The organism is Kitasatospora sp. NPDC096204, assembly GCF_044763205.1.
Taxonomy (GTDB): domain Bacteria; phylum Actinomycetota; class Actinomycetes; order Streptomycetales; family Streptomycetaceae; genus Kitasatospora.
Window position 1 is genome coordinate 162574 of the sequence record NZ_JBIWFT010000002.1, and the last position, 15522, is coordinate 178095.

At 76.6% G+C, this 15522-nt stretch carries 7 protein-coding genes; 1 reads left to right on the forward strand and 6 read right to left on the reverse strand.

Annotated elements, in window-relative coordinates; translation table 11 throughout:
* Position 1: 1 nt before the first annotated feature.
* The 6 genes from ACIQ87_RS02495 to ACIQ87_RS02520 form a co-directional block, all read right to left on the reverse strand.
* Positions 2-4021 (reverse strand): DUF5682 family protein, encoded by a 4020-nt coding sequence (locus tag ACIQ87_RS02495; protein WP_402400379.1) that lies wholly within the window; start codon positions 4019-4021, stop codon positions 2-4.
* 4 nt (positions 4022-4025) lie between these two features.
* Positions 4026-5177: an AAA family ATPase gene (locus ACIQ87_RS02500; RefSeq protein ID WP_402400381.1), complete on the reverse strand. Its 1152-nt coding sequence runs from the start codon at positions 5175-5177 to the stop codon at positions 4026-4028.
* Entirely contained in the window at positions 5174-10228 is a 5055-nt protein-coding gene (locus tag ACIQ87_RS02505; protein ID WP_402400384.1) for a hypothetical protein, read from the reverse strand. The genes ACIQ87_RS02500 and ACIQ87_RS02505 overlap by 4 nt, the downstream gene beginning before the upstream one ends.
* Positions 10225-11082, reverse strand: a complete 858-nt coding sequence (locus ACIQ87_RS02510) for a DUF4132 domain-containing protein (protein ID WP_402400387.1) — start codon at positions 11080-11082, stop codon at positions 10225-10227. The genes ACIQ87_RS02505 and ACIQ87_RS02510 overlap by 4 nt, the downstream gene beginning before the upstream one ends.
* 265 nt (positions 11083-11347) lie before the next feature.
* Positions 11348-12130 (reverse strand): ABC transporter ATP-binding protein, encoded by a 783-nt coding sequence (locus ACIQ87_RS02515; RefSeq protein ID WP_402400390.1) that lies wholly within the window; start codon positions 12128-12130, stop codon positions 11348-11350.
* Between the two features lie 28 nt (positions 12131-12158).
* Positions 12159-13211 (reverse strand): ABC transporter substrate-binding protein, encoded by a 1053-nt coding sequence (locus tag ACIQ87_RS02520; protein ID WP_402400393.1) that lies wholly within the window; start codon positions 13209-13211, stop codon positions 12159-12161.
* 107 nt (positions 13212-13318) lie between these two features.
* Here ACIQ87_RS02520 and fhuB point away from each other — a divergent pair, with 107 nt between their 5' ends.
* The gene (fhuB, locus tag ACIQ87_RS02525) at positions 13319-15508 is read left to right on the forward strand and encodes a Fe(3+)-hydroxamate ABC transporter permease FhuB (RefSeq protein ID WP_402400396.1); all 2190 of its coding nucleotides are present in this window, start codon (positions 13319-13321) and stop codon (positions 15506-15508) included.
* The last annotated feature ends 14 nt before the right edge of the window (positions 15509-15522 follow it).

Here is a 15522-nt window from a genome sequence, read left to right on the forward strand (position 1 = left end):
CTCATCGCACCTTCTCCCCCACCCAGCGGGCCAGTTCCAGCGGGCTCAACGCCGCCACGGGCATTCCGGCCGCGACCAGTTGGCCCGCGACCGCCTTCGAGTAGCGGGCCCTCCCGGTGTCGTCCAGCGCCGCGCAGCCGAGCAGGTGCACGCCGGAGTCCACCAGTGCCCGGGTCTGGGCCAGCAGCCCACCGACCGGTCCGCCCTCCTCGAAGTCGCTGACCACCGCGATCAGCGTGCGGGACGGCACCGTCACCAGCTCCCGCGCGTAGCGCAGCCCCTTCGCGATGCTGGTGCCGCCGCCGACCCTCACCTCCAGCAGCAGGCTCAGCGGATCGTCCACCCGCTCCGTGAGGTCCAGGACCTCGGTGGAGAAGGCCACGAAGTGGGTGCTCAGCGAGGGCACCCCGGCCAGGATCGAGGCCGTCAGCGCGGCCCACACCGTGGAGGCCTCCATCGACCCGGAGACGTCCACGACCAGGATCAGCCGCCAGTCGTTGGCCTGCCGCGCCCTGGTCCGGAAGACCGGGCGCTCGGGCACGATCAGGGTGCCGCCGTCCGGCGCGGGACGGGCGGTGGCGAGGTTGGCCCGGATGGTCCGGTCCAGGTCCAGCCCGCCGCCCGGGCGGCGGGACGGGCGCGGCACGGCGATCCCGGTCAGGGCCGGGCGCAGCCTGGTGGCCAGCTCCCGGCTCAACTCGTCCACCAGGCGCCGCACCAGCGGGCGCAGCCGGGCCACCCGGGCCTCGGGCAGACCGCCGGCGTGGTCCAGCACGGTGCGCAGCAGGTCGACGGACGGGCGGACGGCGGACGGGTCGATCGCCTCCAGGACGTCGGTACGGCCCTGCGCGACGGCGGCCGCCAGCACCTCCTCCCGCACGCCGGGGCCGAACAGCGACTCCAACTCCTCGGCCCACTCCCGCACACCGGGGTACGGGGCCTCACGGCCGCCCTTGCCGCCCCGGCTGTCCAGGCCCGGGCCGGAACCCTCGCCGTGGCCGCTGCCGTACAACTCGTCCAGGGCGGTCGCGAGTCGGGCACCCCGACCGGTCAGGCCGCCGCTGCCCGGACGGCCGAGGAGCAGCCGCCAGCGCTCGGCGGGGGCGAGGGTGTGCGGTGGGGTGGTCACGGCGGGAAGCCGGGTGGCTGAATGCTCCGTGGTCGGAGGCGGCGGAGCAGCCGGGGGCTCCGCGGGCGTCGGGGGCAGCAGGCCGCGACGGGCGAGTGCGGCACGCGCCGCGAGGTCCGCACGTACCCAGCCGGCGAGGACGGCGGGGCCGGCCTCCTCGGGGAGAGTGGCGAGCCGGGTGCCCAGGCGCTCCTCGACCAGGGCCAGCAGCCGGTCCCTGGCGGCCGGGCTGAGCGTGTCGAACCCGCCGCGCAGGGCGGGCAGTCGATCCAGGAAGGCCTCGTCGGGCAGCGAGGTGACCCGCTCCAGCACCGGTTCCAGCGCCTGCGGCGCGGAGTCGAACAGGCCCTCCGCAGCCGTCAGCAGACCGACCAGCGCCCGCCCGAGCGCGTGGCGCGCCTCCGGACCGGTCGCACCGTCCACCCAGGAGGCGGCCCGGCCGCCCAGGGCCTCGGCCGGCTCCTGCCCGAGCAGTACCCGCACCGCACCGGCCGCAGCCCGCACCAACGGGCTCCCCTGCTCGGCGAGTTCGGCCAGAACGTACGCCAGCCGCACCCCACCGAGCCGGTCCGCCCGCCGCACCAGCTCCACCAGCGCCCGAGCATCCTGCGGGTCGTCGGACCCGCCCAGCCCCTCCAACTGCCGCACGGCGGCGACGGTGAGCACCTCTCCGGCCGCAGCGAGCACGGGTCGGCCCATCGGTGCGGACAGCGCACCGGGGCCGGTGCCCGGGTGAGCGTCGCCCGCCGAGGCGGGGCGGCCGCCGGCGGTGGCCGCGCGAGTTCCGGCAAGGGCCGGGGCGGAGCCGCGAGCGGCGGTGTCACCGCCACCTCCGGCGGCCTTCCCGGCACCGCCCGCAGGTTCGGTCTCACCGGGGCCGGGCACGCCAACCACCGTGCCGTTCCCGGCCGCGGCGCCTCCGATGACCGGGGCGCTTCCTGGCTGCTCCGCGAAGGCGGGGCTGGCAGGCGTGCCGGGCGCCGAAGCCATCGCGTCGGCCTGAGCAACCTCGCCGGGCGCATCCTCTCCTCCCACCCGGGTACGCCGGGGCTGCTCCGCGAGGGCGGGGCGGCCAAGCGCGCCGGGCGCCGAGGCCGCCCCACCGTCTCCACCGTCTCCACCGGCGACGGCACCGCCGTTGGCGGCCGGCGCCTCCCCTCCCCCCGGCCTGTAACCCGGGAAGTGGCCCGCCGTCAGGCGGTCGACGAGTGCCAGGGCGTCGAGGAGGTCGGGGAGGGTGGCGGAGGCGGGGAGGACGGTGGTGAGTTGGGTGAGGCGGGTCTCGGCGAGGGTGGGGAGGGCGCAGGAGGCGGCGGCGGTGAGGCCGTCGATGATCTCGCGCGGGGTCGGCTGGTCGGTGAGCCGGGCGCGCAGGGCGCCTTCGGCGGCCTGGGCCGGGGTGACGCCGCGGGTGCCGGCCACGGTGAGCATGGCGGCGGTGGCGGGCGTCCAGTGCAGGCGCCAGCGGGTGCCGAGGGTCTCGGTGCCGCCGGCGCCGGTGGTGGCGACGGCCTCGGCGTAGGGGACCTCGCAGGCGGTGAGGCGGTGCAGGAGGACCTCCCGGCGGCGGTCGAGGTCGCTGCGCAGCGGGTCGAGGCGCAGTTCGCGCGGGCCGGGGTCGGCGGGGCCGGGGAGGCCGAGGTCGGCGAGGAGGGTCTCGACGGCCGGGCCGAGTCCGCTGCGCGGGGCGGCGGGGGTGGGACGGCCGGTGCGGGTGCCGACCAGGACCTGTTCGAGGGCGCGGGCTACGGCCCGGCCGCGGCCGAGGGGTTCGCCCTGGGCGAGGACGGTCTGCACCGCTTCGACGAGTTCGCCGCGGCCGGGCGCGGCGTGGCCGCGCAGTCGGGCGAGGTCCCCGGCGAGGCGGACGATCTCGCGGGCGTCGGCCGGGCCGCTGGGGTGGTCCTGGGTGCGCAGGGCGGCGCAGATCCGGACGGTGGTGGTGGTGAGTGCCTCGGCGAGGCGTTCCGGGTCGCCGCCGGCGTCCAGGACGGTGTGCTGCCACTCCGGGTCGCGGATGCCCGCCGGGTAGCCGGAGCGGGCGTCGAGCAGTGGGTAGGTGTACGGGATCAGGGACAGGACGTGCCCGGGGGCGTCCGGGTGCGGCGGCTCCTCGGTGGCGAGCGGGCCGTCGAGCAGGGCGGGGGCGTGGAAGGCGCCGATCACGGCGGCGACCTGGCGCCCGCCGGCCGAGGCGGCCTGGATGCGGGCCCGCATCCAGGCCTCGCGGCGCAGGTCGTACGGGTCGACGCCGGGGCCGGTCTCGGCGTCGCGGCGCAGTGCCCAGCCGACCAGCAGGGCGGCGCGCCGGACGGCCTCCGGGGTGGAGCCGGGGGCGGCCGTCTCGACCAGGCGGTCCCACAGGTCCTCGTCGGAGTCCCGGCCGGTGAGGCGGTGGCGCAGCGCGTCGGCGACTCCGGGTGTGTCCGGGGCGCCGTCGGTGTGTCGCCGTTCGGCCGTGCGGGCGGCGCGGTGGGCGAGCGGGAGGTCGCAGGCGATGGCCTCCACTCCGTTGCGCCGGGCCCAGCGCAGGGCGGCGAGTTCCGGGGAGAAGTCGGCGAACGGGTAGAAGGCGGGCCCGGCCGCCTCCCCGCGCCCGGACGCGTCCGCGGCCCCGGCCGGGGCGGCGGCGAGGGCGACCGGGGCCTGGGTGGCCTCGTCGGCGAGCCAGTCGAGCCAGGGCTGGAACTCGGCGGGCAGCTCGACCAGGACGGCCTGCGGCCGGGCGGCGTCGAGCAGCGCGGGGACGACCGCGCTGAGGGACGGCGCGTGGTGGCGCACGCCGATCAGGTAGGGCCCGGGGCGGCCGGTGCCGGAGGCGGCCAGCCGGTCGGCCTCGGCCCGGACCTCGCGGTCCGTGTCCTCCGGGCGGTGGATCTCCGCGCTGCTCATCGGATCAGGCCTCCAGCACCGAGCGGAGGTCCCACAGGGTGCGCCAGGTGGCGGCGCCCTGTTCGGCGCGGCGGCGGACCGGGCCGTCCCAGTAGCCGAGCAGCCGGCCCGCGTCGGACGGTTCGTCCTTGCGGACCACGCCGAGGAGCTGGCCGGGCAGCCGGCCGAGCAGGTCCCCTCCGTCGGGCAGGTAGGCGGCGCTGACGCCGAGCGAGGTGGCGACGGAGACCGCCTCGGCGGTGCTCATCACGGTGGACGGGCGTTCGACGTCCCAGCCCTCGGTGGAGCGGCCGGTGCGCAGGTCGCGGAAGGCGGTGACCAGGGCCTCCAGCACGGCGTCGTCCACCGCGTAGGCGGCGCCGGCCCGGGCCACGGCGGCGGTGGACTGGCGGCGGACCAGGTCGACCTCGGCGGCGAGGCTGCCGATCGGGCCGACCGTCTCGAAGTTGAACCGCCGCTTGAGCGCCGCGGACATCTCGCTGACGCCCTTGTCCCGCAGGTTGGCGGTGGCGATCAGGGTGAAGCCGGCCGCGGCGTGCAGCTGCCCGTCCGGGGTGCCGGCCAGCTCCGGGACGGCGATGCGCCGTTCCGAGAGCAGCGAGACCAGGGCGTCCTGCACCTCGGGCAGGCAGCGGGTGACCTCCTCGACCCGGGCGACCGCGCCGGTGGTCATCGCGGTGAGCACGGGCGAGGGGACGAGGGCCTCGCGGCTGGGCCCCTTGGCCAGCAGCAGGGCGTAGTTCCAGCCGTACTTGAGCTGGTCCTCGGTGGTGCCGGCGGTGCCCTGGACGGTGAGCGCGCTGGTGCCGCAGACGGCGGCGGCGAGCAGTTCGGAGAGCATGGACTTGGCGGTGCCGGGTTCGCCGACGAGGAGCAGGCCGCGCTCCCCGGCGAGGGTGACGACGCAGCGCTCGACCAGGGCGCGCTCGCCGACGAACTTCGGCTCGATGACCAGGCCCTTGCGCCCGGCCTTGAGCTTCTCGCCGCCGCTGCCCATCACGAAGGTGACCACGGCGCGCGGGGTCAGGCGCCAGCCGGGCGGGCGCGGGCCGCTGTCGTGGGCGGCCAGGAACTCCAGTTCGGCGGCGTACTTCTCCTCGGGCGGGACGGTCTGCCGGTCCGCGGCGGCGGGGGCGGTGGTGGTGGTCGTGCTCATCGGCGGGCCTTCCTGCGCTTGCTGGTCTGGAGCTCTTCGTAACCGGGGGTGTCGCCGTCGACGGTCCGCTGCCAGGCCCGGGCGAACAGCTCGGGGACGGGCAGGGTGACCAGCGCGGGCCGGTAGGTGGGCAGGTCGTACAGGGCGGCCTTCCAGGTCTCGGCCGGCAGGGCGGGCGCCTTGGCCTCCTGCCAGCCGCCTGGCAGGAAGAGGCTGCGGCCGGCCCGGGCGCGCTTGGCCTCCAGCACCAGGCCGGTGGCGGCGAGTTCGGCGCGGGCCTTCTTCAGCCGGGCGGGCTTCCAGCCCGTCCAGCGGGCGGCGTTGCGGTCGGTCGGGTCGGGCAGGGCGAGCAGCTGGAGGTAGAGCGTGGCCGCGTCCTCGCCCAGGTCGTGGGTGCGGGACACCTCGGTGACCAGCCCGGGGACGGACAGCTGGGGGTTCTGCAGCCAGGCCGGGCCCTCGCCGCCCACCGGCACGGCGGCGGAGGAGGCCAGCCGCACCGGCTCGCCGCGCAGCACGGCCTCGATGGCACGCCGCTCGACGGAGTACCAGTAGCTGTCGCAGAGCCCGTCGAGCAGTTCGAGCAGCGGGTCGTCCGGGCCGGTGAGGGCGGCCGGGCGCAGCCAGACCCGCTCGTACTTCTCGTGGTGCGGCGCCAGGACGAGCGCCGGACCGCAGCGGACCAGGCCGTCCTGGTCGGCGCCGCCCTCGGCGGGCAGCCCGAAGTGGGTGCGCAGGACGGCGGACAGCGGGGCGCCCTTGACGGTGCTGATCAGGTGGAGGTCGAGCAGCAGCTCCGGGTCGGCCAGCCGGTCGTGCAGCGCGGTGGCGGCGGTGGGCAGCAGCGGGCGCAGCGGGCTGTCGGCGGGCAGGTGGTAGGCGAGCCAGCGCAGTGCCTCGACGGTGTCGCGCAGCGTGCCGTTGTCGGGGAGGGCGGAGGCGTCCTCGGGGACCAGCCGGGGGCCGGGCCCGCCTTCCTCGGTGATCCGGTATCCGGTGCGCCGGGTCAGCCACGGGGTGCGGGAGGGGTTGAGCACTGCCTCGACGGTGTCGATGGACACGCCCCGGACGGTGGCCAGTGCCTCCTCGGGGAGGGTGACGAGCCGTCCGAAGCGCCGGATCCACTCCTCGGCTCCGGCGGCGAGGTCGGGGCCCTCCGTCCACAGGGTCTTCGGGTCGGCGGGCAGCAGGGCGCCCCAGACCGCGGCGAGTCCGGCGTGGTCGTGGCCGCACAGCCAGGACCGGGCGGCCTTGAACTCGCCGGCCTTGAGGCCGAGTTCGGCGGGCACGGTGACGGAGCTCCAGTGCAGCAGGCCGGACGGCGGGCTGAGCAGCAGGGAGGCGCGGGCGGCGCCGATGCCGGTGAGCGCGCTGAAGGCCTCGGCCCGGGCGTGGTCCGCCGGGATGGTGCCGCGCAGTGCGGCGACCCGCCAGAACTTGGCGACCCAGGCGGCGGAGACCAGTTCCTCGGTGTCGCGCTCCGCGACGGTGGTGAAGTGCGCGACGGGGCCGAACTCCCCGCTCGGGTCGTGGTCGACGGCGAGCCAGTGGACCGTGCCGTCGTTGTATTGCCGCACGTGGCCGAGGATGACGACGGTGCGTTCGCCGTGCCGCAGCACCTCGCCCTGGCGGCGGGTGACGGGCCGGTTGCCGGTGCCGTTGGCGGCCGCCGGGACCGGCTCGGCGAGGACGATCTCGCGCAGGGTGGCGCCGCGCTCGGCCAGCGGGCCCCTGGTCAGTTCGCCGAGCAGCAGGACCAGCGAGGAGCGGTGGGCGGGCTGGGTGAACGGCGCGGCCACCGCGTAGGCGAGGGCGTGCAGGTGGCCGAGCAGGTCCAGCCAGCCGTGGTGGGCGTCGCCGCTGCGCAGGGTGACGGTGGCGGGGGTGGTCCAGCCCTCCCCCGCCGCGGCGGGCGGGGCGGCGAGCACGGCGCTGACGGTGCGCAGGTTGTTGAGCACCGCCCACTGCTCGGACTCGCCCCAGCTGCTGCCGAGGCCGCCGATCCCGGGCAGCACGGCCCGCACGGCGTCGCGCAGTTCGTGGTCGCGGCCGTGGTCGGGCCGCCACTCGGCGTCCTTCGCCGTGCTCGGGCGCTCGGCCTCCGGCTGCGGGACGAACCGGGCGACCTGGTCCAGCAGGTCGGCCGCGGCGCGGGCGAGCCCGGCGACGCCGGCCAGCAGCCGCGGGTGGGCGATGCCGGGCAGGGCGGCGCCGACCGCCTGGACGGGCAGGGAGCGCAGGGCCTCGCCGTTGCGGGCGAGCGGGCGGCGCACGCCCTGGACGGTGAGCCAGCGCCGCTCGTTCTCCGGGCCGGGCTCGGCGTCGACCGGCCAGGCGGCGTCGATCAGCCGGGCGGCCTGCTCGGCGGTGACGGCGCGCAGCACCTCCGAGCCCGCCTCGTCGCGCGGGCGCAGGGCGTGCCAGTGCGGGTAGGGCGGGATCAGCGGGGTGCCGGCGGCGGAGAGTTCGCCGGAGCGGCAGGGGCGCAGGTCGGTGGTGCGGTCGGCGCGGCCGGTGAGGTCGGGCAGGTTGAGCGCGAAGTGGTCACCGGAGACGTGGCTGACCACCGGCGTGGCCGCGCCGGGCAGGCTGAGCCGGCCGACCGGGACGGTGTCCGCCCGCTGACCGGCCAGCGGCACCACGATGCGCTGCCCGTCGGCGGTGAAGGTGGTGACGGCCTTGCCCGGCTCGACCCGGGCCCAGCTGCCGAGCACGGTGCCGTCGGTGCCGAGCGGGGTCCGCTCCAGGCCGGGCTGGAGCGGCAGCAGCCAGGTGCTGCGGTGGACCAGCCGGCCGGCCGGGGCGGTGGCGGCGATCACCGGCGGTTCGGCGGTGCGCCCCAGGGTGCCGGTGGCCGGGTCGAGTTCGCGCAGGACGGCGTCGCCCTCGGAGGTGCGGCGCTGCGTCCAGTAGCCGGTGCCGTCGCCGAGGACACGGTGTTCCTGGGGCATCCGGGTGTCGCCGGCGTGCAGCGGGCGCTCACCGGTGGTGCGGCCGCCGCCGGGCAGTTGGAGGGACGGCGCCTGGGGATCCCGGTTGCCGTAGTAGTAGCCGGCGATGGTCTGGCCCTCGAGCTCGAACTGCTCGTCCGGGCGACTGGACCAGTAGGCGAGCTGCTTGCCCTCGTGCCGCCAGGCGACCAGCAGCTCGCCGTCGACCAGGCGCAGCCTGGTGCGGGTGGCCGGGCCGGGCGTGCGCAGGGTGTGCTCCAGCAGGATACCCTCCGGGCCGACCACGACGGCCTGGTCGCGGCGGGAGAGGATCAGCTGCGGCCAGGCGTCCTCGATGACCAGCTCGTCCAGGCCGGCGGCGCCCAGGCTGGGGACGGGGTGCTGCGGGGCGTCGGCGGCGGGCGGGTCGGCGAGCTTGCCGAGCGCCTCCTCCAGGGCGGGCCAGCCGAGTTCGTCCAGGATGCCGGCCCGGAGGGCGTCGGTGAGCAGCGTGGTGACGTCGAGGGCGGCGATCCGCTCGGCGACGGCCGGGGCGACCGTCCGGACGGCCGTGCGGTACTGGCCGATCGAGCGGACGAGGTCGGCGGCGCCGGCCAGGCCGCGGGCGGCGGAGAGTTCCTCGGCGCGCTGCTCGGCCCATTCCGCGAACAGCTCGTTGAGCACCGGCAGGGCGGGTGCCCGCCGCTTGACGGCCGTCTCCCAGGCGCCCGGGGTGGCGGTGCGCAGTAGCGGCCGGTACCGCTCGTCGGCGGCGACGGCGGTGAGGGCGGGGCTGTCGGGGCCGCACTGCGCGATCCACTCGCGCAGGTCGAGGCCGAGGCCGGACGGCGGGTCGGCGACCGGGACGCCCGCGGCCAGCAGCTGGTCCAGCAGGTCGATCCGGGTGTGGCTGCCGCGGATGCCGGTGTGGAGGTCGACCGGGACGGCGTCGGCCTTCAGCCGCTCGGCCATCCGGCCGGCCAGCGCGAGCGTGGCCGGGCAGCTGGGCCGGCTGCGCCAGCCGCGGCCGTGGTGGTTGCACCAGCGCTGGAGCCAGGCGGCGGCGGGTTCGGCGCCCTCGGGGCGGGGGCCGGTGAGCAGTTCCTCGGCGCCGGTCTCGGCGAGCAGCTCCAGCCAGGCGGTGTCGTGCGGGGCCGGGTCGGAGGAGGCCGGGTCGGGCAGCAGTTCCAGCAGCCGGGTGCGGACCGCCGCGTCGCCGCGGCCGAGTTCGACCAGCGCGCCGTGCCAGGACTTCCAGAACGCGCCGGGCGCCCGGTTGACCGCCGGGGAGTCCAGCAGCTCGGCGAGCAGCGCGCGTTCGTGCTCGGCGCGGTCCAGTCCGGCGGCCCTGATCAGGGCGCGGGCGTCCTCGGCGACCCCGGCGTACGGGGCCATGCCGGCCGCGGAGCGCTCGGTGCACAGCTGGCGGAAGCGCTGCCAGGCGGTCAGCGGGTCGAGCCGCTGGGCGAGCTCCTTGACGTACTGGCGCAGGGACTTGACGGTGAGCGCGCCGGCCAGGGCGAACTCCAGGAAGACGGCGCGCAGCCGCTCCTCGTCCACGGTGAGGCCGTGGGTGCGTTCGGCCTCGCGGGCCTTGCCGAACCAGGCGGCGGCGTAGGTCCGGTTCTCGTGGCGCAGGAAGATCCGGCCGACCTCCTCGCAGAAGGTGGGCAGGAAGTGCGGGACGGCCCGGCCGAGGCGCCCGGCCAGTTCGTCGAAGCCGTCCTTGGCGGCGCCGGGCTTGGACGCGGCCTGGCGGGCGAGCCGCTCCAGCTCCTTGACCAGGGCGAGCGCGTGGTGGCCGTTGGCCGGGTCGTGGACCAGGGCCCAGGCGGGGAAGCCGAGCGCCTCCTGGCGGACCTGGCCGACCTCGGCGGGCGCGGCCTCGGGGGCCAGGCCGAGGAAGTCGAGGGCGAGGTCCTCGGCCTGCCCGAGGGCGCCGGGGACGAGCCGGACGATCCGGCGCCCGTCGAGCGCGGGGTGGGTGTAGGTGCGGGCGGTGAGGACGTCGGCGGCGCTGTCGGGGCGGCCGGCGTCGGGCAGCGTGCCGGGCGGGAGCACGGCCCCGGCGTCGAGCAGGTCCTCGGGCGTGGCGGCGGTCGGGTTCACGGTGGTGGTCATGCGGTCTCGTCCCCCTGGATCGTGCGGCCGGCGTACAGGGCGGCGGCCATCCGCATGCCCTCGGACCAGGCGACCGGTCCGACCTCGGTGAGCGGCAGGGCGCGGCCGTCGGGGCCGGCCCAGCTGAGCGCGCCGGTCTCGCACTCGTCGTACTCGTAGTAGTCGCCGACCCAGACCCGGGCCTCGACGGTGCGGCCGCCCTCGGTGACCGGCTGGACGGCGGAGCCGCCGCGGACCCGGCAGCCGAGCCGGTTGCTGCGCCCGACCAGCTCGCGCAGTTCCCGGTAGCGCCCGCCGGCGTAGGTGGTGACCTCGGTGCCGGCCGGCACCTGCGCGGGCCGGTGCCAGACCTCGCGGTAGAGCTGCTGGACGCGCTGGGAGACGCCGAGTTCGACGGCGAACTCGCGCAGCTCGTCGAGGTCCTGGAGCAGGACGGGGTGCGGTATGAGGACCTCGCCGTCGGTGAGGCGCACGGTGTCGCCGTCCAGGTCGACCAGGCCGAGGCCGCGCTCGGCGTCGGCGCCGCGCAGGAAGCCGGCGACGGAGCCGTCCGTGGCGGTGACCACGAGGTCCTTCAGGACGCCCTGCCAGGCGTCGTCCGGCCACACGGCGGTCAGCACGGCGGCGGGCACCGGCAGCGAGCGGACCATCCAGCGCTCGACGTCCTCCAGGCAGCCGCGCTCGTGCGCGGCCAGCCACTCCGCGAGCTGCTTGAGCTGGGTGACCACCGGGTCGTCACCGAGCTTCGACGGTAGGGACTTGAGGTCGCGGCCCGCCGCGTTGCGGCACACCACCCTGCCGTCCCCGTCGAGCGCGACGCGGTACCCTCCCGCGCCCGTCTCCACCCATGCCACGGCCGTACTCCTCCCACCAGGGAAACACCTGTCGATCGCCTTGCTGACCAGCGATGCGAGGAACGTAGCGAGGGGCACTGACAACGCGACGGGCGGGGTGAACCCAGGCCCTGACATGGTGAATTCAAACCACTCGAACGAGTGATCGAAGAAGCGAAGAAAGGCGGGGCCGCTGCCCCCACGCAGCCGCCCCGCCCGTCCTTCAGCCCCCCGACCCCTCGACCCTCCGCCCAGCGGCCCCTCAGCCCAGCGGCGCCTCAGCCCCTCAGCCCAGCGGCGCCCGGGGCACGATCACCGGCGCGCCGTCACCCGGCGCCGCGAGCACATGGCTGTCGATGTCGTACAGCGCCCGCACCAGCGGCGCGTCCACCACCTCGCGCGGCGGCCCGCAGGCCACCACCGCGCCGTCCCGCAGTGCGACCAGCAGGTCCGCGTAACGCGCGGCCGCCGCGAGGTCGTGCAGCACCATGACCACCGTCCGCCCGCCCGCCGCGACCCGGCGGACCAGCTCCAGCACCTCCACCGCGTGGCCGAGGTCGAGCGCGCTGGTCGGCTCGTCGAGCAGCACCACCGGGGTGTCCTGGGCGAGCACCATGGCGAGCCAGCAGCGCTGGCGCTGGCCGCCGGAGAGCCGGTCGAGGCGGCGGTCGGCGAGGTCCTCGACGCCGGTGGCGCGCAGGGCCTCGGCGGTCAGCCGCTCGTCCTGCTCCGACCACTGGCGGAACAGTCCCTGGTGCGGGTGGCGGCCGTAGCGGACGAGCCCGGTGACGGTGACCGCCTCCGGGGCCTGCGGGCTCTGCGGCAGCAGCGCGATCCGGTGGGCGGCCTGGCGCGGGCGCAGCCGCCACACGTCCTCGCCGCCGACCAGGACCCGTCCGCCGTCCGGCCGGTGCAGCCTCGCGACGGACCGCAGCAGGGTGGACTTCCCGCAGCCGTTCGGGCCGACCACCGCCACGACCTGCCCGGCCGGCACGGTGAGGTCGACGCCGCCGAGCACCGGGCGCCCCGGTCCGTAGCCGGCGCTGAGACCCTCGATCGTCAACTCCATGGCAGTCTCCCCCTCGACCGGCGCGCGCTCAGTTGCCGCCCAGCGCCTTGGCGAAGTCGCCGATGACGACGTCGGCGGCGAGCGGGCCGCCCCGGGTGGACCAGACCGAACCGTCCACGGTGACGGCGTGGTTGTTCTTCACCGCGCCCAGCTCCTGGTAGGCGGGCTTGGACTGGACGTCCTTGAGCGCGGCCTTGCCGTCGTCGGTGAGGGTGGACAGGAACAGCCACTCCCCGTCGATCTCGCCCAGCTTCTCCAGGCTGAGCGCCGGACTGTGCGCGTTGCCGTCCTTGTCCTGGGCCGCCGGGCGGGTCAGGCCCATGTCCAGGGCGACGCCACTGGCGAACTGCTTCTTCTCCATCCAGCTCGGGCCGGTGGGGTTCCAGCGCACGATGGAGACGGCGGCGCCCTTGTTCCCGGTGAGCTCGCCGCCCGCCTTGGCGGCCTTGGCCTCGTAGTCGCCGATCACCTTGTTGGCCTGGTCCAGCTTGTTGACGGCGTTGCCGATGCCGCGGAAGGCGAGCTTCCAGTCGTCGGTGGGCGCCATGGTGACCAGCGTGGCGGGGGTGATCTCGCGCAGCTGCTTGAGCACCTGCTCGTCCTGCATGTCGCCGGCCAGGATCAGGTCCGGCTTGGCGGCGATCACCTTGTCCATCACGGGCTGCAGCAGGTTGCCGACCACCGGGACGCCCTGCACCTTGTCCTTGAGGTACGCGGGCGGCTCGGCCAGGCCCTGGCCGTTGGTGATGCCGACGGGCTTGACGCCCAGGGCGAGCACCGCGTCCAGGTCCTCCTGGGTGAGGGTGACGATCCGCTTGGGCTCGGCGGGGACGTCGACGGCCTTGCCGGTGGCGTCCTTGACGGTCCGCTTGCCGCCGACACCGCCGTTACCGCCGCCGTTGCCGCCGCCGTTACCGCCGCCCGCCGCGTCCGCCGCCGGGGAGGCGGCCGTGGACGAGCCCGCGGAGGAGGAGCCCGAGGAGCCGCAGCCGGTGAGCAGGAGCGCGGCCGTCCCGGTGACGGCCAGCGCCTGGGCCGCACGGCGGCGGACGGGGCTGAGCGGGCTACGGGCGAACGGCATGGGGGCCTCCGGGGCAGTGGTGGTACGGGAGTTGAGCGAGGTCCGGGCAGCTCGACGGAGCGGGGGTGCCCCACGGACGGGCTCGATCGTTAGGTTAGCCTTACCTTATGACATTGTCGCAAGCCGGCGTCCACCCGGCGCCCCCCGTCACCGCGCCGAACCCCCGACGGTCCGGGCGGCCCCGACGGCCCGGGCGGCGCACGGAGGGCGCCCGCCCCACCTGGCCGACCGTCACGGCGGTGGTGGTGCTGCTGCTCGCCCTGGCCGCGCTCTCGCTGTCGGTCGGCGCCGGCGAGGTCGGCCCCGGCCGGGTGCTGGACTACCTGCTGAACCGCGACGGTGCCCGCGCCGACGGCCGGCTCGCCCTGGTCGTCGGTGACCTTCGACTGCCGCGCACCCTCACCGCCCTGCTGGTCGGCGCCGCGCTCGGCGTCGCCGGGGCGCAGCTGCAGTCCGTCACCCGCAACCCGCTGGCCGAGACCGGGCTGCTCGGTGTCAACGCCGGCGCCTCGCTGGGCGTCGTGCTCGGCATCGCCGTGCTCGGCGTGCAGACCTCCTTCGGCTACCTCGCCTTCGCCTTCGGCGGCGCGGTGCTCGCCAGCACCGTGGTGCTGCTGGTCGCCGGCGCCCGGGGCGGCGGCTCGCCGATGCGGCTGGTGCTCGCCGGCTCCGCCGTCGCGGCGATCTTCCGCGGGCTCACCGACGTGCTGATCGTCAACTCCCCCGAGGCGTACGAGCGGTACCGGGTGTGGGTGCTCGGCTCACTGGCCGGGGTGGAGGGCTGGACGACGCTGCGCCAGCTCGCCCCGGTGCTCGGCGCCGGGTTCCTGCTCGCCGCCCTCACCACCCGGCCGCTGACCGCACTCGCCCTCGGCGACGACCTCGCCCGCGGCCTCGGCCACCGGCCCGGCGCCATCCGGGCCGCCGTCGCCGTCGCCGTCACCCTGCTGACCGCCTCCGCGGTCGCGCTGGCCGGGCCGGTCGCCTTCCTCGGGCTGCTCTCCGGCTTCCTCGCCCGCGCCGTCGCCGGCCCCCGGGTCGGGCGGCTCTCCCTGCTCGCCGCACTGTTCGGCGCCGCCGTGCTGACCGGCGCGGACGTGCTCGCCCGGGTGGTGGCCCGGCCCTTCGAGGCCCCGGTGTCGGTGATCGTCGCACTGATCGGCGCCCCGGCCCTGATCGCGATCGTCCGCTCGCGCCGCTCCGCCGCACTGTCCATGGCCGACCCGGCCGAGTCCGCGCCGCCCTCCACCCAACGGGCCGAAGCAACCGTGCCCAGAGCGGACTTGGCGCTGAGGTACGGCACCTGGTCGCTGCTGCTGCCGCACCGGGCCCTGCTGGCCTCGCTCGGCCTGGCCGCCGCCCTGCTGGCCGCCGTGGTGGTCTCGGCGCACGCCGGGCAGAGCGAACTCGACCTCACCCGCACCTTCCAGGCCGTGTTCGGCCACGGCGACCGACTGGACGTGCTGCTGGTGCAGAAGTTCCGGCTCGGCCGGATCGTCGCCGGGCTCGCCGCCGGGGCCGCCCTCGGCCTGGCCGGCTGCCTCACCCAGACCCTCGCCCGCAACCGCCTGGCCACCCCCGAACTCCTCGGCGTCAACGACGGCGCGACGGCCGCCGTGCTGATCTCCGCCGGCACCGCGGGCACCTTCGGCGCCTGGTGGGCCGGGCCGCTCGGCGCGCTGGTCGCGGTCCTGGTCGTCTCCCTGGCCTCGGGCGGGCTCGGCGCGCGCGGCTACCGGGTCCTGGTGGTCGGGCTCGCCATGTCCGCGCTCGCCTCGGCCGTCATCCAGGTCGCGATGGCCCGGCGCTCGCTCAACTCGGCCAGCTCGCTCTATATCTGGACCAACGGCAGCCTCAACGGGCGGGACCTCGCCGTCGCCACGCCCGCGCTGATCGGGCTGGCGGTGCTGGTGCCGATCACGCTGGTGGTGGCCCGGCGGCTGGCGGTGCTGCGCTTCGACGACAGCGTCGCCTCCGCGCTCGGCGTCGACCCGGGCCGGGTCCGGCTCGCCTGCCTGCTGCTGTCCGTCGCGCTGGCCGGGCTGGCGGTCGGCGTCTGCGGGCCGGTCGGCTTCGTGGCGCTGGCCGCGCCGGTCATCGCCGGGCGGCTGGCCGGGCCCGCGCGGGTGCCGGTGCTCGGCTCCGCGCTGACCGGCGGCCTGCTCGTCGTGCTCGCGGACACGCTGGGGCGGGTGCTGTTCGCCGGGGTGGAGATCCCCGTCGGCATCGTCACCACCGTCCTCGGCGGTCCCTTCCTGCTCTGGGTGCTGCTCGGCCGCAAGGGCAGCCCCGCGTGACCACTCCTGGAGGC